The sequence below is a fragment of the Streptomyces sp. Qhu_M48 genome, from assembly GCF_051305195.1.
Lineage (GTDB): Bacteria > Actinomycetota > Actinomycetes > Streptomycetales > Streptomycetaceae > Streptomyces.
The window spans coordinates 191,655-210,017 of record NZ_CP195432.1; the positions used below are offsets into that span (position 1 = coordinate 191,655).

The window sequence follows — 18,363 nt, forward strand, 5'->3', positions numbered from 1 at the left end:
GGGTTTGCTCTCACTGTCCATCACGTCGCGCCTTTCGCTCTGCATTGAACTCCGTCTGAAAATTGCTCAGTTGGTCGGCCCCGCTGCCGTCCGTCGCATTCCAGCGCGCTAGGTACTCATCCCGCTTGGCGGCATCCTCGGCGGGAATCTCGACCCCTCGGAACAGCGGTAGCGTCTGACAGTGGCATCCCCGATGGAATTGGTCGGGCTCCATGTACTTGGAATAGGCCGCCCCTCGGCTGGCAATCATTGCGCAGAATCCGCACGGATCGGGGTCTGTCTTGCGATACCAACCGATCACCTCGGCATCATTCTCCCGAGCCTCGGCCAGAGCATCGCGGCCGCCCGATTCAGCGAGTCGGCCAGCGTCTAGCGCGAGAGTCCGGCCCGCCTTACTCATCGTCTCGTCAAGGGACTTGAGGAAATCCGGGTCATCCAACCGCCCGCGCCGTACTTCCTCGCGCAGCGGGGCCGTGTGGACGTAGTACGACGCCTTGGACTGGCCTGCCTCGGCGGATAGGTCCCGACCCGCCCATACGGATTCGGGCGCCGGTTTGCCGGTCGCCGCCTCCCGCGCTGCATTGTGGTACTTCAGGCCCTCGGCGTGTGAGCGGGTACGCGACGAACTGACGAGAGCCTGGAACTCTCGTACCACAGCGGGTGATCCCTCGGCCGCTCGCTGCGGAGTCAGGCCACGCCACCAGGACATGACCCGACCCACAAGCAATTCGGAGAGTTCTACCTGAGCTTGCCGATAGGCCAGCGAAGCGGCGTCAAATTCAGATTGACGACTCACTAAAGCTCACGCGCCTTTCGGAGAATTCGATCGACGGCTCCCCCGTTACCGCTATCGCTCGGGTCAAGACCTCCCTCGCCAAGGCCAGAGCCGCGCGCCGACGCGTACTTAGCCAGCGTTGCGGCTTCCGCTGCCAGCTCCTCGGCAGACTCGCCTCGAAGGAAACCCATCAGGTCATCCGGCAGGCCGTAACGGCGAGCCGCACGTTCACGTTCTAGGGCCGTCTCAGCAGTCTTTACGCGAGCCTCGACGTCGTCCAATTGCGCGTTGATTTGCTGGCGTAGGTCCTCGGACGTTCGGAGCGACATAGAGACTTGCTCCAGTTCCGCCCGCAGACCGTCTAGCGAGGGGCCCTCAGTGCCCACCTCCGAGGTGGAGCCGATCTCGGGGACCGATCCCACCTCGGGTGCCTCATTGGGGCTTCCAGCGGGCTCCTGTGGCGCCTCGGGTGCATTCTCGATCTCGGCCACAATCACCCCTCCTTATGCCGGGGTGGTGGCCAGCTTGAGGCCAACTGCTCGCTGCGAATCCAGGACGGTAGCGCCAACGAACGCTTCAACGACGCTCATTTCCGTTCGGGTCTCGCCATTGAAAGAAACAAACCAAGTCATCGCGTAGCCCTGGTTATCGTCATCCGTTGCCGACGCGCCGGAAACGGACTCAGGCTTGGCAGGTGCCTTGATGGCAGCGGCGAAAGCCTCTGTAGTCATTGCCACGGCCCCGCCGGTGATGAATGGCGACATGTAGACGTCGAATCCGTGCAGGCGGCCCACAATGGCGTCACGGAGCGCGGACGGCGAACCGGCAGAATCCACGGCCGAAAGGTTCGGGTCCATAAGGAGAATGCGCTTTACCTTTGGACTCACCACTAGGACGCGAGACTTAGCGCCAACCTTGCGGGTGTCGAGAATCTCGCCCGCCTCGGTAATCGCATCACGTGGATTGGCGGGATTAATCGTCAGGGTGGCAGCGTTGATAACAGGCTGCATCACACCGGCAATCTCTTCCTCGATCATCTCCGCGACACCGGCGACCTGCGGCATGAGAACCTGTGCGCTGAAGTTCTCTACCTCAAGCGTCATGTCCTTAGCGGTCAGCTCTAGCGGCTGCATCGCGTGAGTGTTGAGCTTGACGGAAATCGTCTGCTCATTTAGCGGCGTGCTGATAGCCGAGGTGGACCCGGTGAACTTGGACGCCTGGAGAATGCGCGGGATGCGCACGCGTACCGTGTCGCCCCGGCCGCCGATGAACTCGGCCTCGGCCTCGCGGAATACGAGGCGACCTAGAACTAGCTCGGCCTTGAGTAGCGAGGCAGCGTTCTTGGCAACGACATTGCTTACGGCAAAGATGTTGGCCATTGTTAGACCTCCTCAGAAAGAACGGTGTTGGTCGGGTGCGTCTTGCGATAATCGGTCACGATGTTGAGCACAGCGATAAGGCCGTGAATCGACTCGCGTACGTCGTCGGCGGTCACGAGGTCATCGCAAAGCAGCTCGACGGCGAATAGGCGGTGAGCGTCGAGAACCGAATAGGGGTCGGTCACAGCGCCCGTGCGGTACTGGTTAAAGGCGAACTGCGCGTCAGCCTTGAGGTCAGGGGACATAGAGAATTCCAATCAAAACAGAAGCGCCCCCCAGCAGTCGCAATGACCGCCAGGGGGCGCACCAACTAACCGCGCTATTTCTAAGGGGCAGGCCGGTTAACGTCTCCGGCCCATATTCATAAGTAGGCGTCTACGCGGCCTTGGCGCGGTTGCGCCGTGCCCAATCCCGCTTCCGGGCGCGCTCCCGCTCGACCTTGCATCCGTCACATATCTGCGGCCAGCGGCGAGACGAGACAGCGGGGCGGGTGACGCTGAAATCCCGTGCGCACTCACGGCAGTTGCCCGTAAACCGCTTCTGTCCGTGGCTCATGTCCACCCAACCGGCGGCCGTCGCCCACGACTTAGATACGGCAAGGGTTCGGGAGCGCTGCCGGACAGTGAGCCTCAGAAGCCGTTCAGCGCCCGTGTGAAGCTCCCACAGGGGCCGCCAAGGGTCATCCATCGCGTCACGCAGGGAACGGGCCGCAGAAGCCCGTACAGCGACCTCGGGGTAAGGCTGCGGGATATCGCCCTCACGGCCCCGCGCACGGTGCGACTCCCCATCGGCCTCGGCGGTCAGGTCGCGGGTGATGAACCCCGCTTCCTCGATGGCGGAACGTGCGGACGTGGCGGATGGGTTGTACTCGATGCCTAGCAGCGAAGCGGCGGCAGTCCAATCGTGGGCACGGCGGAAATGCAAGAGGAACCCCCAAATGAGAAAACCCCCAGATTCCAGCCGGCTGGGGGTTAGAGAATTCGAATATTTGTACCCATCTCCTAACGTTAGGAGGTGGCCGGTGTGTCGAGTGCTGGTTCTGCGACAAGAGTTCTTGAGCTACTAGGAAACCCTTACACTCAAGAGATTTTCTCTCAGAATCAACACTCAACATAAAGAGAGAAAACCTATCCCTCTCCTCGCTGGCTCCGCTGTGCCTTTTCCCGCTTCTTTCGGTAGGCGGCCCGGTCCTTGCAGCGGCGCGAGCAGTAGTAGGCGGGGCGCCCTATTCCCCTGTCTGGTACGGGGTGTGTGCAGTCGGGCCCGGCGCAACCGCCAATGGGAAACAAGAGGGCGTCGGCAATCTCCAGTGCGCTAACGATGGAATCGTGCACCTGTGGCGCTGTGAGGGTGCCCGCGAATAGGGCTTCTCGCGCTGCCTGCTCCGCCTGCTGTAGGTGATTGCGGATCATGCGGCGGCTTCCCTGGCCGAGAGTGGAAGGGAGGTTATTCACTGAGTGGTCTCCTCTAATGTCCGTCGTATGTGGTTGGGTGTCCCGCGTTAGTCCGCTTAAGGGGCTACGGACTCCGGGGCGATTTCGCGAAAGTCCGCGTAAGGCGGTGGCCATTCCGCGTTAGTCCGCCTAAATTCCTAAGGGGAAACCCCGGTATCAGCGTTCAATCTCTCGGAAGCCCAGCACGTCGAACGCCATAACGTCTTCAATAATGTCGGTGTAGCCGTCGAGTGAAGCCATTACCCCGGGGTCGCTGATAGCAAGCTTGGCGATAATTCCCCGCAGCGTGGGAAGCATTTCGTCGAGCACGTAGAGGGAGGCGGCGGCGGGAGTTTCAAACATCTTTCGTCCTCTTGGGTTTCGGTGCGCCGGTTCGGCGGCCTGCTGCTGTCCATTAGGTGAGCCGGTTAAGCCCGCCTTCGAGGGACAGGGAGTGTGCGAGTAAAGCGCCACCGAGCGGGCGCCTGCGGGCATGGGAAAGCCCCGGCGGGGGAATCCCTCACCGGGGCTCTCGGAGACGCTTACGCGGCCTCTGCTGCCTTACACTGCTGCCTCGTCCATCGCGATCGCTCTCAGTTCAGCGGTAGCCGGGTCGGTCTCCCGAACCCATGCCGGACCCTCGAATGTTGCGGACGCCCGCGAGGCATCGAACCGCTTCGGTGCCCCCGGTGTAGCCGGACGTACGATCACCCGCGCGCCCAAGTCGGCCAGCAATGCCCTTCTCCCCTCGTCGTTACGCCGCTCCCATTCGTCGGCCACCGTGCCGTTGGTCGCCACCCATCGGCCTTCGGCGTGGTCGGCTTCCGTGCGCAATTCAGCCTCTCGCTTCTCAAGTGCTGCCAGTTGGGTAATGGCGAGCCGCGCCGCCATCCCGTTCGGGTCAAGCTGCGCGAGGTTTCCGGCCAAGCGCTCAATCTGTGTCGTCACTTCGGAGATTTGCAGTACCGCGCTGCCATCCGGTTCCGCCCAACGCTTAAGCTCGAACGAGCCGAACCGCTTGAGGTAGTCGGTGGTAACGAGTTCGTCTAGGTAATGCGCGGTAATGACGTTGGGTCGGTGGATTCCCTGCTTTCCCACTCCGGCGCGACAAACGTACGTGCTGTAGTCCTTGCCGTTCACCTCGCGACGCTGCCGGTACATGGGCCCGTCGCATTCCGAGCACAGTGCGATGTGCAGGAGTAGCGCCTTACCGGTCCGCTCGGCGCCGCGCCCCTTCGACTTTCCGTCGATGATTGCGCGTACGGCTGCCCACGTCTCTCCGTCGAGGATTTCGGGGCCGGTAGAAATGGGCTTAGCTTCTGAGTCGAGTACGGGCTGATTCGTGACGGCGCTTCGCTTCTGGCCGGGCACGGACTGCACAAGCCACCCGCGAACGGCAGGCGTATAAAGCACGTCGCGAAGCGTGGTCAGATGCCACCTATTGCCGCGCAGTTTCCGGCCGTCCCGCTGCCTTGCGTGATCAGCGGGAGGAAGGACCCCCCGTTCGTTGAGTTCGCGGGTAAGTCCTGTCAGCGTTGCGCCATGATTGATGAGCTTGTCAGCGCAGTCCCGAATTACTGCGGCTGCGCTCTCGTCAATGACCCACCGCTTGTCATTAATCGGACCGCTAACCGCGTAGCCGTAGGGCGCCAACCCGCCGAGGTGGTTGCCGCGCGACCGGAAGTGCTCCTTGCTGGCGGTGATGCGGGACGTGATCATGTCGCGCTCGTACTCGGCGAACGCGGCAAGCAGGTTAGCGAGGAACGATCCGTTTTCCGGAGACACCATCCCGTCTGCTGTGACGACCGTTGCCCTGGTTGAAGCAGCGGCCTCAACCAAGCGTGAAAATTCGTGGACGCTTCGCGCGTACCGGTCCAGCTTCGCGGCGAGCACGTAGTCAGCGCGGGGAAGCCAGGTCAGCACCTCGCGCATACCGGGCCGGTCTTCCAGCTTGCTGGCACCGCTGACGTTGGTGTCCGTGGCGACGTGTACCACCCTCCACCCGCGCTGTGCGGCGTACGCCTTGCAGATGGCTATGCGGTGGTCGGGTGCTTCCTCGGCAAAGAGGCGGGACAGGCGGTCATAGATGACTACGGTCTTGGGGCTCATGCAGACCTCTAGGTGTGTCTGTAAAGACCTGGACCGTTGTGCACGGTTAGGCCGGACACCCGGGCGGCTCGGGAACCGTCCACGCCAACACGGCGGCGGACGTACCGGCCCGGCTCGAAGCCCTGGGGACGGCGGCGGGACTCGACCGGGCGGCCCTGCACAGCCAGTTGGGGGCCGGCCTGTCGGCCGTGCTCCACCTGGCGCGGGACCGGGACGGGCGGCGGCGCATCGCCGAGGTGCACGTCCTGGAGCGGGACCGGGAGGGCCTCGTGCGGACGGTTCCCGCGCTGCGCTGGGGCGCCACCGGGTTCGTGCGGGAGCGCGGCTGGGAGCGCCTCGGATCGCTGATCGGAGAGGGGTCGTGATGTTGGTGGAACAGCCGGTACGGGCGGTGGCCCAGGCGGCGTTGGCGGTCTGCGCGCTGCGGGCGCTCTGGTGGGCGGTCGAGTGGCGGCGGGGTGAAGGCAGGGCGCGGGCGGTGCTCGTCGGTGCCGGTCCTGGTGAGCGGAGTGCCGGTGGTGCGGCCGGTTCTCGGGGTGTGTCCGGTGTGCGCGCTGTGCTCGGTGCGCTGCGGCCCGCGGTGCTCGCGCGCTGGTGGACCGTCGTGCGGGCGCGCCGCGCCTGGCTGTGCCTGCCGGTGGCGGGAGTGGTCGCGCTGCTCGGCGGGTCCCCGCTTCCGCTGGTGGCGGGGGCGGTCGCGGTGCCGCTGGTGGGGCGGCGACTGCGGGCGGCCGAGCGGCGCAAGGAGTGCGAGGCGGGGGCGGAGCGTGTGGTGGCGCTGTGCGGGGCCGTCGTCGGCGAACTGAGAGCCGGATGGCAGCCCTCCCAGGCCCTGTCCTTCGCTGCCCGGGAGACGGGCGCGCTGGGCGGTGAGGAGGCGGCGGTGCTGGCGGCGGCCCGGTTCGGCGGGGACGTGCCGGAGGCGCTGCGCAGGGCGGCCGGGCAGGACGGCGCCGACGGACTCGCGGGCATGGCGGCCTGCTGGCAGGTGGCCGTGGACGGTGGCGCGGGCCTGGCCGCCGGGCTCGAACGGCTCGAAGCCGCCCTGCGGGACCACCACGAACAGCGGGATCGGTTGCGCGCCGAACTGGCCGGCGCCTGGGCGACGGTGGCGGTCCTTGCGCTGCTTCCGCTGGCCGGCGTCGCCCTCGGGACGGCGCTCGGCGCGGACCCGTTACGGGTCTTGCTGCACACCCCGGCCGGCCTGGGCTGCCTCGTCGTGGGCGGTGCTCTGGAGGCGGCCGGGCTCTGGTGGGCCGCGCGGATCGTACGGGGAGGGGAGCGGGCGTGATCGAGGCCCTGCGGGTGGTGGCTGTCGTCGTGGCGGTGGTGGTCTGGTGCGACCGGGCGATCGTGGAGGTGGTGTGCGGGCGACGGGCGCGCGGGATGCGGCGACGCCTGAGGGGTCTGCTTCCGGCCCCGGCGCCACGGCCTCCGAAAGCGCGGTCCGGGCTGCCCCGGTGGGTGGGGCACTGGGCGGTTCCTCTGGGGGCGGCCGGACTCGCCTGGGTGCTGTTCGGCGTGTTCGGCGGCCTGTTGGCCGGGGGCCTGGTGGGCGCGGGGGTGCGGCAGGGCTCGGCGCGCCGGTCCACTCCGCCGGTGGACGGCGAGGAGGCGGTGCGTGATCTTCCGCTCGCCGCCGATCTGCTGGCGGCCTGCGCCTCTGCTGGTGCCGGGCCCGGGGAGGCGGCGGAGGCCGTCGGGCGGTCCCTGGGCGGCCTGTTGGGCGAGCGCCTGACCCGTACGGCGGCCGAGCTGCGGCTCGGGGGAGAACCGGCCGAGGTGTGGCGGAGGTTCGGCGCGATACCGGGAGCCGAGGGCCTGGCTCGCTGCATGGAACGGGCCGGTTCCTCGGGGGCGCCCGCCGCCGAGGCGGTCGCCCGGCACGCGGCCGCGCTGCGGTCGGCCCGCGCCCGTGCGGCGGCGGCCAGGGCGCGCAGGGCGCAGGTCCTGATCAGTGCGCCCGTGGGGCTCTGCTTCCTGCCCGCCTTCCTCGCGGTGGGGGTGGCCCCGGTGGTGATCGGCCTCGCGACGGCCCTCCTGGGCGGGTGACGGGACGGATGGACGGATGAAGGACGGACGACGGGAACACGGCATCGGCGCGGCTGGACGCGGCGCGACATCGCCGGACACGGCAAGGCACGGCAGGACATGGCGAGGGACGACATGGCACGACGATTCGAGGAGGTCGGCATGGCAGGCAAGGTGACGGTTCGGGGTTGGTGGCGGGCTCGGCGGGCGGCCGCACGCGGGGACGCGGGGATGACCACGTCCGAGTACGCGGTGGGGACGATCGCGGCGGCTGGTTTCGCCGCGGTGCTCTACAAGATCGTGACCAGCGGGACGGTTTCCGGAACGCTGGAGTCGGTGATCGGGAAGGCCCTCGATGCGCCGTTCTGACCGGGGCTTCGTGACGGTGGAGGCGGCGATGGTGCTGCCCGTCCTCGCCCTGTTCACGGTGGCCCTGCTCTGGGCTCTGGCGGCCGCGGCCGCTCAGATCCGGTGCGTGGACGCGGCACGGGCGGGAGCACGGGTCGCGGCCCGTGCCGAGCCCGTGCCGGCCGCCGAGTCGGCCGCCCGGGCCGCCGCGCCCGAGGGCGCCCGGGTGTCGGTGAAGCGGTCCGGGGAACTGTGGCGGGTGTCGGTGGAGGTCGCGGCTCCGGGCCCCCGGGGCATGGGGCTGACCCTGCGGGCGGAGGCGGCGGCTCTCGCGGAGGACACGGCGGCCGTGGGGGCTGGAACGGCGGGCGGCGATCCGGTGGCAGGGAGCGCACCATGACGCCCGAGGTCCGGGAAGGGGGAGGCCGCCGGTCCGACCGGGGGGCGGCGACCGTGTGGGTGGCCTTCGCTGCCTGTGCGCTGTGTGTCGTGTTCGGAGCGGTGCTCGCGCTCGGTCAGGCGGTGGCGGCGCGGCACCGGGCCGGTGGGGCCGCCGACCTGGCCGCCCTCGCCGCCGCCGACCGGGCGCTGTGGGGCGAGGCCGAGGCCTGCGGGGCCGCCTCCCGGGTGGCCGCCGCGCAGGGTGCCGAGCTGGTGGCGTGCGCCGTGCGGGGCGACCTCGCGGAGGTGACCGCCCGGGTCGTGCGGGGACCCTACCGGCCGGAGGTCAGGTCGCGGGCGGGACCTCCGGGCCCTCCCGCGGGGTCCCAGGGGCCTGCGGGACCTCCCCCGGCGCCCGAGGGGTCAGTGGGGCTTCCGGGACCTCGGCAGGTGCCTCAGGCCGCTCCAGGGCCCCCCGGGTCTCCGGCCCCTGCGCCGGGACCTCCGACTGCTCCGACAGCCCCTGCGCCGGGACCTCCGACGGCCCCTCCGGCTGCTCCTCCGGCCCCTCCTCCGGGGCCTCCCGGAGGAGTTCCGTGAGGAGGCGCACAGCGCCTCGTTTGTGGAGCGGGTCGTTGCCGTTGCCGCACTTCGGGGACTGGATGCAGGAGGGGCAGCCTGCCTCGCACTCGCAGGAGGCGATGGCCTCCCGCGTGGCCGTCAGCCAGGCGCGAGCCGTGTGGAAGGCGCGCTCGGCGAAGCCCGCGCCGCCCGGATGCCCGTCGTACACGAAGACGGTGGGCAGCAGGGTGTCGGGGTGGAGCGGTACGGAGACGCCGCCGATGTCCCAGCGGTCGCAGGTGGCGAACAGCGGCAGCATGCCGATGGAGGCGTGCTCGGCGGCGTGCAGGGCGCCCCCGAGGATCTCCGGGGTGATCCGGGCGGCGTCGAGCTGGTCCTCGGTGACCGTCCACCACACGGCCCGGGTGCGCAGGGTGCGGGGCGGCAGGTCGAGCCTGGTCTCGCCGAGGACCTCGCCCGTGATCAGCCGGCGGCGCAGGAAGGAGACGACCTGGTTGGTGACCTCGACGGAGCCGAAGCAGAGGCGTCCGGCTCCCCAGGGGATCTCGGTGTCGGTGTCGAGGACGGTGATGGAGGTGGTGTCGCGGGCGGTGGTGGAGTACGGCGGGACGGCCTCCTCCACGAGGGCCACGGAGTCCTTCAGGTCGAGTTCCCGCACCAGGTAGGTGCGGCCCTGGTGGAGGTGGACGGCGCCCTCGTGGACGGCGGTGTGGGAGGCGGCCTCGTCGACGGTGCCGAGCAGCCGGCCGGTGCCGGACTCCACGATCCGGACGGGGCTGCCGCCGCCGCCCCGGATGTCGGTGAGGTCGGCGGCCCGCTCGCGGCGGGTCCAGTACCAGCCGGTGGAGCGGCGGCGCAGCAGGCCCGCGGCCTCCAGCTGGGGCAGCAGGTCGGGGACGGCCGGGCCGAAGAGGGCCAGGTCGGGTTCGGTGAGGGGGAGCTCCGCGGCGGCGGCGCAGAGATGGGGGGCGAGCACGTAGGGGTTGTCGGGGTCCAGGACGGTCGATTCCACCGGCTGGTCGAAGATCGCCTCCGGGTGGTGGACCAGGAAGGTGTCCAGCGGGTCGTCGCGGGCGATCAGGATCGCGAGGGCGCCCTCGCCCGAGCGACCCGCCCGGCCCGCCTGCTGCCAGAGGGAGGCCCGGGTGCCCGGGTAGCCGGCGATCAGGACGGCGTCCAGGCCCGAGACGTCCACGCCCAGTTCCAGGGCGGTCGTGGCGGCCAGGCCGAGGAGCTCGCCGGAGTGCAGGGCGCGTTCCAGGGCGCGGCGCTCCTCGGGCAGGTAGCCGCCCCGGTAGGCGGCGACCCGGCGGGCGAGCGAGCGGTCGGTCTCGGCGAGCCGTTCCTGGGCGATCACCGAGATCAGTTCGGCGCCGCGCCGGGAGCGGACGAAGGCGACCGAGCGGACGCCCTGCCGGGTCAGGTCGGTCAGCAGGTCGGCGGTCTCGGCGGTGGCGGTGCGGCGTACGGGCGCGCCGCGCTCGCCGTGCAGATCGGTCAGGGGCGGCTCCCACAGGGCGAAGACCAGTTCGCCGCGCGGGGAGGCGTCGTCGGAGACCTCGGTGACGGGCAGGCCGGTGAGCCGGCCGGCGGCGAGGGCGGGCTCGGCGGAGGTGGCGGAGGCGAGGAGGAAGACCGGGTCGGAGCCGTACCGGGCGCAGATCCGGCGCAGGCGCCGCAGCACCTGGGCGACGTGGGAGCCGAAGACGCCCCGGTAGGTGTGGCACTCGTCGATCACGACATAGCGCAGGGAGCGCAGGAAGGAGGCCCATCTGGGGTGGGACGGGAGTATGCCCCGGTGCAGCATGTCGGGGTTGGTCAGGACGTAGTTCGCGTACTGGCGGACCCACTCGCGTTCCTCGACCGGCGTGTCGCCGTCGTAGACGGCGGGGCGGATCCGGTTGCCGAGCGGGGCGGCCAGCTCCCGCACGGCGCGCCGCTGGTCGGCGGCGAGGGCTTTGGTGGGCGAGAGGTAGAGGGCGGTGGTCCCGCGTCCGTTGGGGGCCTCCGCGCCGTCCAGGAGGGTGGTGAGGACCGGGGCGAGGTAGGCGAGCGACTTGCCCGAGGCGGTGCCGGTGGCGATCACCACGGACTCGCCGTCCAGGGCGTGCTCGGCGGCCTCCGCCTGGTGGGCCCAGGGGTGCTCGATTCCGGCCGCCTGGATCGCCGCGATCACCTCCGGACGGATGCGGTGCGGCCAGACTGCATGACGACCCTCCCGGGCGGGCATGTGCTCCGTATGAGTGATGCGCGCGGCCCGGCTCTCGCCCGAGGAGAGCCGGTCGAGGACCATGCCGGGGGAGGGGCGGCTGCCCGTTTCCCCGGCCGGACGACGGGGGCGGTGGTTCTTGGCCATCGGCACCGAGTGTGTCACTGCCATGACGGACAATGCTTCCAAGGCGTCGTGCATGGCTGCTGGTAAGTGATTGAATGCCATCGCGGCTGGCGATCGGTTCCCCGACTCCGCCCTGGAGACCCGAGAGAACGATCGTTCGATAGCAAGGTGCTGGAGGATCCGTGGACCTGTCCCTGTCGACTCGCAATGTGTCCGGCGCTGGTGGCGACCGTACGGTCGTCGAGGTCGGTGGCGAGATTGATGTGTATACCGCGCCCAAGCTGCGCGAGCAGTTGGTCGAGTTGGTGAACGACGGCAGCTACCACCTGGTCGTCGACATGGAGGGCGTGGACTTCCTCGACTCCACCGGCCTCGGTGTGCTGGTCGGCGGCCTGAAGCGCGTTCGCGCGCATGAGGGCTCGCTGCGTCTGGTCTGCAACCAGGAGCGCATTCTGAAGATTTTCCGGATCACGGGTCTCACCAAGGTGTTCCCGATCCACACCTCGGTCGACGAGGCCGTCAACGCCGTCGACTGAGCCCAGGGGGTTCGTATGGCCACCGTTGAACTCCGCTTCAGCGCTCAGCCCGAGCACGTCCGCACGGCCCGCCTGGTGGCGGCCGCGGTGGCGCGCCGGGCAGGGGTGGACGAGGCGGTCCTCGACGAGGTGCGTCTCGCCGTCGGTGAGGCCTGTTCCCGTGCGGTCGGGCTGCACCGCAGCAACGACGTCACCACGCCGATCAGAGTCGTGCTGACCGAGGAGGAGAAGACGTTCTCCATCGAGGTCGGCGACGAGGTCCCGGGCGCGGGGGTCGCGGCGGCCGATGCCGCCGGTGTCCCCGGCGCGCGGAGTGCGGCCCCGGTCGAGGACTTCGACGACGCCGACGGCGAGGACGAGATGGGTCTCGCGGTGATCCGCGGGCTCGTCGACGACGTCGAGGTGAGCGCCGGCGAGGACGGCGGCACGATCCGGATGAGCTGGCCGGTGAATTCGGCGGACGTCCTGTCCTGACCCGTACGGGTCAGGCGAGAGGCCCGCTGTACGCGTGACGAGAAGAGGCCCTGCCCCGCAGGGCCTCTTCTCGTCACGCCGTGTATCTCGTTGGTGCATCCGCGCGGGGGGCAGCCGCATCCCCGTATGCACCGGTTCGTCTCCCTATGATCCGTCCCCATGTACCCCACTTCTCTCGCCGCGGCAGTGCTGACGAGCGGGAACCGCACGATCGTGTACGTCGTCGGCGCCGTCGCCCTCGTCGCGCTGCTCGTCGCGCGGCTCCTCGTCGGCCAGGTGCTCAAGGCCGGCGAGGGCACCGCGAAGATGAGGGAGATCGCCGCCGCCGTGCAGGAGGGGGCCAACGCCTACCTCGCGCGGCAGCTGCGGACCCTCGCCGTCTTCGCGGTCGCCGTGTTCTTCCTGCTGTTGCTGCTGCCCGCGGACAACTGGTCGCAGCGCTCGGGGCGTTCCCTGTTCTTCCTGGTCGGGGCGCTCTTCTCGGCGGTCACCGGGTACATCGGCATGCGGCTCGCCGTACGGGCGAACGTGCGTGTCGCCGCGGCCGCCAGAGAGGCCACCCCCGCGGAGGGCGAGCCGGAGCGGAACCCGGGCGAGGTCGCGCACCGGGCCATGCGGATCGCGTTCCGTACGGGCGGGGTCGTCGGGATGTGCACGGTGGGCCTCGGACTGCTCGGGGCGGTCTGTGTCGTCCTCGTCTACGCCGCCGACGCGCCCAAGGTCCTTGAGGGATTCGGGCTCGGTGCCGCGCTCATCGCCATGTTCATGCGCGTGGGCGGCGGCATCTTCACCAAGGCCGCCGACGTCGGCGCCGACCTGGTCGGCAAGGTCGAGAAGGGCATCCCGGAGGACGACCCGCGCAACGCGGCCACCATCGCCGACAACGTGGGCGACAACGTCGGCGACTGCGCGGGCATGGCGGCCGACCTCTTCGAGTCGTACGCCGTGACGCTGGTCGCGGCGCTCATCCTCGGCACGGCGGCCTTCGGCGACCACGGCCTCGCGTTCCCCCTGATCGTGCCCGCGATCGGCGTGGTCACCGCGGTGATCGGCATCTTCGCGGTCTCCCCACGGCGCACCGACCGAAGCGGGATGAGCGCGATCAACCGCGGATTCCTCGTCTCGGCGGTGATCTCGCTCGCCGGTGTCGCCGTCGCCGCCTTCGCGTACCTGCCGTCCTCCTACGCCGAGCTCGAGGGCGTCACGGTGCCGGGCATCCGCGACCACCCCGGCGACCCCCGGGTCCTGGCGCTGGTCGCCGTCGCCCTCGGCATCGTCCTGGCGGCGCTGATCCAGCAGCTCACCGGCTACTTCACGGAGACGAGCCGGCGACCGGTCAGGGACGTCGGCAAGTCCTCGCTCACCGGCCCCGCGACCGTCGTCCTCGCGGGCGTGGCCCTCGGCATGGAGTCCGCCGTCTACACGGCGCTCCTGATCGGGCTCACGCTGTACGGGGCGTTCCTGCTCGGCGGAGCCTCGATCATGCTCGCGCTGTTCGCGGTCGCCCTCGCCGGCACGGGCCTGCTCACCACCGTCGGGGTGATCGTCGCCATGGACACCTTCGGCCCGGTCGCCGACAACGCCCAGGGCATCGCGGAGATGTCCGGGGACGTGCGGGGCGCGGGGGCCCAGGTCCTCACCGAGCTGGACGCCGTCGGCAACACGACGAAGGCCATCACCAAGGGCATCGCCATCGCCACCGCCGTCCTGGCGGCCTCGGCGCTCTTCGGCTCGTACCGCGACGCGATCGCGACCTCGGTCGTCGAGGTCGGCGCGAGGGCGGACGAGCTGACGCTCTCGATGGACATCTCGCAGCCCAACAACCTCTTCGGGCTGATCCTCGGCTCGGCGGTCGTCTTCCTCTTCTCGGGGCTCGCGATCAACGCCGTGTCCCGGTCGGCGGGATCGGTGGTCTACGAGGTGCGGAGGCAGTTCCGCGAGCACCCCGGGATCATGGACTACACCGAGAAGCCGGAGTACGGACGGGTCGTCGACATCTGCACCAGGGACGCGCTGCGTGAACTCGCCACGCCCGGGCTGCTCGCCGTGATGGCCCCGATCGCGGTCGGCTTCGGGCTCGGCGTCGGCGCGCTCGGCTCGTACCTCGCCGGAGCGATCGGCACGGGCGCGCTGATGGCGGTCTTCCTCGCCAACTCCGGTGGCGCCTGGGACAACGCGAAGAAGCTGGTGGAGGACGGGAACCACGGCGGCAAGGGCAGCGAGGCGCACGAGGCGACCGTCATCGGGGACACGGTCGGAGACCCGTTCAAGGACACAGCGGGCCCGGCGCTCAACCCGCTTCTGAAGGTGATGAACCTGGTCGCCCTCCTGATCGCTCCGGCGGTCGTGCAGTTCGGTTACGGGGCCGACGCCAGCCCCGGACTCCGGTGGGCCGTCGCGGGGTTCGCGCTCCTCGTCGTCGTGGTGGCCGTGTGGGTCTCCAAGAGGCGTTCGGTGACCGTCTCCTGACGTGGCGTCCGTCTCATTTCCGTATGCCCGCGAAGAACGTGAGAGGTCTCTCCCTTGGTTCAAAAGGCTGCAATACAGGACGAATCAGTCCTACGAAAGGTGGATGTAGCCCGTTCGGCGTGTATGTTCCGGGGCCGAGAGCCTTGGAAGGGACCGATCCGGTGAACAAGAAGCTTGCGGCCGCACTGTCCGGCGGCGCGGTACTGGTGCTCGCGCTGTCGGGTTGCAGCGACGACGAGGGCAACAAGGTGGACGACTGGGCGAAGACGTTCTGCGACCAGGCGAAGCCCCAGATCCAGAAGCGGGCCGACGCCCACCAGATCATCATCTCGACGGCTGCCGACAGCAAGCCCGCGGAGATCCAGGCCGCCGACTCGAAGGCGTTCCAGGACATCGCGAACGCCGACCGGGCGCTAGCCAAGGCCGTGGAGAGCGCCGGCGCCCCGCCCGTCGAGAACGGCGAGAAGGTCCAGCAGGACGCGATCAAGGAGCTCAACGCCACCGCGGTGGCGTACGAGGGGCTCAAGAAGCAGGTCGACGCGCTGGACCCGACGAACCAGCAGAAGTTCGCGGACGGCCTCCAGGGCGTCGCCGACGGTCTGACCCGCATCGAGAAGATGGACCAGAACGCCCTGTCCAAGCTGGAGGAGGGCGAGCTGGGCCAGGCGATGGCCAAGCAGCCCGGCTGCCAGAAGCCCACGGCCTCGGTCCCGCCGAAGGCCTCCGGCTCGGCCTCCCCGAAGCCCGGCTCCACCCCGGACTCCTCCGACACCTCCGACGCATCGGGCAAGGGCTCGGACTCCGCCGAGCCCACGGGGAAGGCGTCCACCAAGCCGTCCAAGAAGTCGACGACGGCCAAGACCGAGGAGTAGCCGGACCGCCCGCCCGGGGCCGATCCGGTCCTGGACGGGCCGCACGCCCGTGCCGGTCCGGCCGCGGGTGGGCCACTCGCCCCGGCCGATCCGACCGCGGGCGGGTCGTGGTCCCCGGGCCGATCCGGCGGCCCCCGTCGGGTCGGCCGCCCTGTTGTCGGTGGCGGCGGTCACAATGGAGCGGTGAGTACGACCAGCCTGCCCCCCCGCCTCCCGGTGCCCGCGCACGCCACCCGTCTGCGCGAGGCCCTGCTCGCCGCCGACTTCACCGCCGACGGGCTGCTCGAGCTGCTCGGCGCCCCGGCCTACGCGGCGCTCGCCCGCAGCGAGACCGTGCCCGCCCTGCGCGCCACCCGCGGCGACTCCCCACTGGCGACCCTCGTCCGGCTCTTCCTGCTCCAGGAGGCCGTCGGGCACGACCGGGCCGCCGCCGCGCTCCCGCTCGCCGAGGCCCTCGCCGACGGCTGGGTGGTCCGCGAGGGCGACTCCGTGTCCGCGACGGTCGACGTCCGGCCGTACGGCGGGCCGGACGGCGAGGACTGGTTCATCGTCTCCGACCTCGGCTGCGCGGTCGGCGGCGCCGGCGGCAGCGGCAGGGGCGGCCGCCAGGCGGAGGAGGCCGTCGTCCTCGGCGTCGGCGGTGCCTCCACCACCCTCGCCGGCATCACCGTCCCCACGACCGTCTCGTCCGCGCTCGACCTCGGCACCGGCTCCGGCATCCAGGCGCTGCACGCCGCCCAGCACGCCACCCTGGTGACCGCCACCGACCTCAACCCGCGCGCCCTGGACTTCACGCGGCTCACGCTCGCCCTCTCCGGGGCCCGCGAGGCCGAGCTGCTCACGGGTTCGCTCTTCGAGCCCGTCGACGGCGACACGTACGACCTGATCGTCTCCAACCCGCCGTTCGTGATCTCCCCCGGTGCCCGCCTCACCTACCGGGACGGCGGGATGGGCGGCGACGACCTGTGCCGCACGCTCGTGCAGCAGGCGGGCGAGCGGCTCAACGACGGCGGGTACGCCCAGTTCCTCGCCAACTGGCAGCACGTCGACGGCGAGGAGTGGCAGGACCGGCTGCGGTCCTGGGTGCCCGCGGGCTGCGACGCCTGGATCGTGCAGCGCGAGGTCCAGGACGTCACCCAGTACGCGGAGCTCTGGCTGCGGGACAGCGGCGACCACCACGGCGACCCGGACGCGTACCAGGAGGCGTACGGCCGCTGGCTCGACGAGTTCGAGGCCCGCAAGACGCGCGCGGTGGGCTTCGGCTGGATCACGATCCGGCGGAACGGGGCCGTGGCCTCCGGAGCCGTCGAGCCGTCGATCCTCGTCGAGGAGTGGCCGCACCCGGTCGAGCAGCCCCTCGGCCCCACCGTCCGCGCCCACTTCGAGCGCCAGGACTACCTGCGCGCCCACGACGACGCCGCGCTCCTCGCCGACCGGTTCACGCTCGCGCCCGAGGTGGTGCAGGAGCAGGTCGGGCTGCCGGGCGCCGAGGACCCCGAGCACGTCGTGCTCAGGCAGAACCGGGGCATGCGCCGCGCCACCAGGGTGGACCACATCGGCGCGGGGTTCGCCGGCGTCTGCGACGGCACCCTGACCGCGGGCCGCATCCTCGACGCGATCGGGCAGTTGATGGGCGAGGATCCGGTGATACTGCGGGACCGCACCCCGCAGGCCATCCGGCTGCTCGTCGAGGAGGGCTTCCTGCTGCCCGTGGGGGAGGAGACCCCCGCCGGGGAGCGGACGTCCGAGGAGTACGGGGCTTGATCCGCATCGAGCCGGACGAGGTCTCGCTCGGGGCGACCAGGATCGTGAACAGCCCGCCGCGGGACGCGTTCTGCTCCACGCACCTCGCGCCGCCGCACCGCGCCCCCTCCTGGCCGTACCAGGAGCGGGTGGGGCGGGTGCGGGCGGTGTGGCGGGAGGACGACCGGCTCCGGCCGCTGTGGGACCTGTTCGCCGACGGGCGGTACGAGGTCTCCGACTTCCTGCTGCCCCGCCCCGTCGGCACCGCCCACGTCCACGAGGAGCTGGACCCGCCGCGGGCCACCGACCCCGCGTTCGTCCGCGAGCAGTGCTCGGCCGACCGGGCGGCGGACGCGGCGCGCGGGCTGACCGCGGGCGGCGGTCCGGACGGGGCCCTGCTCGGGGCGGAGCTCGCGGTGGGCGCCGGCTGGGCCCGACTCGCCGTCGCCCTGCTCGGCCTCCTCGGACGCGGCAGCCGCCGCCGGACCACGCTCGACACCATGTGAGGAATGGGTCACTACCGGCCATCTTCGTGAAACCGTACGAGACGCTCCGCGTCGTTCACCCGGAATTCGCACCCATGACGCCCGGAGGTGTCAGCCTCGGCCTCGGGAGACGAACACCGCACGTGGACGGAACGGGGTACGGGCATGGAGAGCGGGCCGGCGATCTTCGCGGGGGCGGCGTTCACGCTGTTCGGAGGTGCGCTGCTGCTGTGGACCACCGTGCGGACGCTGCACCGTGAGCCCGTGGCGTACGGGGTCGCCCCGCGGACGGCCATGGCGGTCACGAGCCTCTCCGGAGCCGCCTTCCTCCTCCTCGGCGTCTGGTGCTTCGGCAGGCTCTGAACCGGGCTCCGACCCCCTCTCCGGACCTCGCTCCGGATCTCTCTCCAC

At 70.2% G+C, this 18,363-nt stretch carries 18 protein-coding genes and 2 pseudogenes; 13 read left to right on the forward strand and 7 right to left on the reverse strand.

What is annotated here, in order from left to right; genetic code table 11:
- Positions 1-10: 10 nt before the first annotated feature.
- The 6 genes from ACRRSS_RS01150 to ACRRSS_RS01175 all read right to left on the reverse strand — a co-directional run bounded on the left by ACRRSS_RS01150 (position 11) and on the right by ACRRSS_RS01175 (position 5,696).
- Positions 11-796: a hypothetical protein gene (locus tag ACRRSS_RS01150; protein WP_435969352.1), complete on the reverse strand. Its 786-nt coding sequence runs from the start codon at positions 794-796 to the stop codon at positions 11-13.
- Positions 796-1,266, reverse strand: coding sequence for a hypothetical protein (locus tag ACRRSS_RS01155; protein ID WP_435969353.1), 471 nt, complete (start codon positions 1,264-1,266; stop codon positions 796-798). The genes ACRRSS_RS01150 and ACRRSS_RS01155 overlap by 1 nt, the downstream gene beginning before the upstream one ends.
- 12 nt (positions 1,267-1,278) lie before the next feature.
- Positions 1,279-2,154, reverse strand: coding sequence for a P22 phage major capsid protein family protein (locus ACRRSS_RS01160; protein WP_435969354.1), 876 nt, complete (start codon positions 2,152-2,154; stop codon positions 1,279-1,281).
- A gap of 2 nt (positions 2,155-2,156) precedes the next feature.
- Entirely contained in the window at positions 2,157-2,399 is a 243-nt protein-coding gene (locus ACRRSS_RS01165) for a hypothetical protein (protein WP_435969355.1), read from the reverse strand.
- 1,365 nt (positions 2,400-3,764) lie between these two features.
- Positions 3,765-3,950, reverse strand: coding sequence for a hypothetical protein (locus tag ACRRSS_RS01170; RefSeq protein ID WP_435969356.1), 186 nt, complete (start codon positions 3,948-3,950; stop codon positions 3,765-3,767).
- A 198-nt stretch (positions 3,951-4,148) separates the two neighbouring features.
- Positions 4,149-5,696, reverse strand: a complete 1,548-nt coding sequence (locus ACRRSS_RS01175; RefSeq protein ID WP_435969357.1) for a recombinase family protein — start codon at positions 5,694-5,696, stop codon at positions 4,149-4,151.
- Between the two features lie 53 nt (positions 5,697-5,749).
- Here ACRRSS_RS01175 and ACRRSS_RS01180 point away from each other — a divergent pair.
- The 6 genes and pseudogenes from ACRRSS_RS01180 to ACRRSS_RS01205 all read left to right on the forward strand — a co-directional run.
- Positions 5,750-6,061 (forward strand): annotated as a pseudogene (locus ACRRSS_RS01180) (TadA family conjugal transfer-associated ATPase); the annotation flags it as partial.
- On the forward strand, positions 6,061-6,987 hold the full coding sequence (locus ACRRSS_RS01185) for a type II secretion system F family protein (RefSeq protein WP_435969358.1): 927 nt from the start codon (positions 6,061-6,063) through the stop codon (positions 6,985-6,987). The pseudogene ACRRSS_RS01180 and the gene ACRRSS_RS01185, both read left to right, overlap by 1 nt.
- On the forward strand, positions 6,984-7,748 hold the full coding sequence (locus ACRRSS_RS01190; RefSeq protein WP_435969359.1) for a type II secretion system F family protein: 765 nt from the start codon (positions 6,984-6,986) through the stop codon (positions 7,746-7,748). The genes ACRRSS_RS01185 and ACRRSS_RS01190 overlap by 4 nt, the downstream gene beginning before the upstream one ends.
- 141 nt (positions 7,749-7,889) lie before the next feature.
- Positions 7,890-8,096 carry a DUF4244 domain-containing protein gene (locus ACRRSS_RS01195; RefSeq protein ID WP_435969360.1) on the forward strand — a complete coding sequence of 69 codons (207 nt, stop codon included), beginning with the start codon at positions 7,890-7,892 and terminating at the stop codon, positions 8,094-8,096.
- Positions 8,083-8,475 (forward strand): TadE family type IV pilus minor pilin, encoded by a 393-nt coding sequence (locus ACRRSS_RS01200; RefSeq protein ID WP_435969361.1) that lies wholly within the window; start codon positions 8,083-8,085, stop codon positions 8,473-8,475. Before ACRRSS_RS01195 ends, ACRRSS_RS01200 begins: the two co-directional genes overlap by 14 nt.
- Positions 8,472-8,762, forward strand: a pseudogene (locus ACRRSS_RS01205) (Rv3654c family TadE-like protein); the annotation flags it as partial. The gene ACRRSS_RS01200 and the pseudogene ACRRSS_RS01205, both read left to right, overlap by 4 nt.
- 40 nt (positions 8,763-8,802) lie before the next feature.
- On the opposite strand, the gene ACRRSS_RS01210 reads toward ACRRSS_RS01205, so the two are convergent.
- Positions 8,803-11,475, reverse strand: a complete 2,673-nt coding sequence (locus ACRRSS_RS01210) for a DEAD/DEAH box helicase (RefSeq protein ID WP_435969362.1) — start codon at positions 11,473-11,475, stop codon at positions 8,803-8,805.
- An 80-nt stretch (positions 11,476-11,555) separates the two neighbouring features.
- Here ACRRSS_RS01210 and ACRRSS_RS01215 point away from each other — a divergent pair, with 80 nt between their 5' ends.
- The 7 genes from ACRRSS_RS01215 to ACRRSS_RS01245 all read left to right on the forward strand — a co-directional run bounded on the left by ACRRSS_RS01215 (position 11,556) and on the right by ACRRSS_RS01245 (position 18,315).
- The gene (locus ACRRSS_RS01215; RefSeq protein ID WP_015034520.1) at positions 11,556-11,909 is read left to right on the forward strand and encodes an STAS domain-containing protein; all 354 of its coding nucleotides are present in this window, start codon (positions 11,556-11,558) and stop codon (positions 11,907-11,909) included.
- Between the two features lie 15 nt (positions 11,910-11,924).
- A complete protein-coding gene (locus ACRRSS_RS01220; RefSeq protein WP_435969363.1) occupies positions 11,925-12,383 on the forward strand; it encodes an ATP-binding protein in 459 nt (152 codons plus the stop codon).
- A 159-nt stretch (positions 12,384-12,542) separates the two neighbouring features.
- Positions 12,543-14,852 (forward strand): sodium-translocating pyrophosphatase, encoded by a 2,310-nt coding sequence (locus ACRRSS_RS01225; protein ID WP_435969364.1) that lies wholly within the window; start codon positions 12,543-12,545, stop codon positions 14,850-14,852.
- 161 nt (positions 14,853-15,013) lie between these two features.
- Complete coding sequence (locus ACRRSS_RS01230) at positions 15,014-15,724, forward strand: small secreted protein (RefSeq protein WP_435969365.1); 711 nt, start codon at positions 15,014-15,016, stop codon at positions 15,722-15,724.
- A gap of 183 nt (positions 15,725-15,907) precedes the next feature.
- Positions 15,908-17,488 carry a DUF7059 domain-containing protein gene (locus ACRRSS_RS01235; protein WP_435969366.1) on the forward strand — a complete coding sequence of 527 codons (1,581 nt, stop codon included), beginning with the start codon at positions 15,908-15,910 and terminating at the stop codon, positions 17,486-17,488.
- Positions 17,485-17,973, forward strand: coding sequence for a hypothetical protein (locus ACRRSS_RS01240; RefSeq protein ID WP_435969367.1), 489 nt, complete (start codon positions 17,485-17,487; stop codon positions 17,971-17,973). Before ACRRSS_RS01235 ends, ACRRSS_RS01240 begins: the two co-directional genes overlap by 4 nt.
- Positions 17,974-18,117: 144 nt before the next feature.
- Positions 18,118-18,315, forward strand: coding sequence for a hypothetical protein (locus ACRRSS_RS01245; protein WP_435969368.1), 198 nt, complete (start codon positions 18,118-18,120; stop codon positions 18,313-18,315).
- Positions 18,316-18,363: the final 48 nt, after the last annotated feature.

Coding starts and splice junctions, on each gene's coding strand:
- ACRRSS_RS01210 (WP_435969362.1), bottom strand. CDS start 11,475: ATGGCATTCAATCACTTACCAGCAGCCATGCACGACGCCTTGGAAGCA.
- ACRRSS_RS01185 (WP_435969358.1), top strand. CDS start 6,061: ATGTTGGTGGAACAGCCGGTACGGGCGGTGGCCCAGGCGGCGTTGGCG.
- ACRRSS_RS01225 (WP_435969364.1), top strand. CDS start 12,543: ATGTACCCCACTTCTCTCGCCGCGGCAGTGCTGACGAGCGGGAACCGC.
- ACRRSS_RS01170 (WP_435969356.1), bottom strand. CDS start 3,950: ATGTTTGAAACTCCCGCCGCCGCCTCCCTCTACGTGCTCGACGAAATG.
- ACRRSS_RS01195 (WP_435969360.1), top strand. CDS start 7,890: ATGGCAGGCAAGGTGACGGTTCGGGGTTGGTGGCGGGCTCGGCGGGCG.
- ACRRSS_RS01220 (WP_435969363.1), top strand. CDS start 11,925: ATGGCCACCGTTGAACTCCGCTTCAGCGCTCAGCCCGAGCACGTCCGC.
- ACRRSS_RS01245 (WP_435969368.1), top strand. CDS start 18,118: ATGGAGAGCGGGCCGGCGATCTTCGCGGGGGCGGCGTTCACGCTGTTC.
- ACRRSS_RS01200 (WP_435969361.1), top strand. CDS start 8,083: ATGCGCCGTTCTGACCGGGGCTTCGTGACGGTGGAGGCGGCGATGGTG.
- ACRRSS_RS01160 (WP_435969354.1), bottom strand. CDS start 2,154: ATGGCCAACATCTTTGCCGTAAGCAATGTCGTTGCCAAGAACGCTGCC.
- ACRRSS_RS01165 (WP_435969355.1), bottom strand. CDS start 2,399: ATGTCCCCTGACCTCAAGGCTGACGCGCAGTTCGCCTTTAACCAGTAC.
- ACRRSS_RS01175 (WP_435969357.1), bottom strand. CDS start 5,696: ATGAGCCCCAAGACCGTAGTCATCTATGACCGCCTGTCCCGCCTCTTT.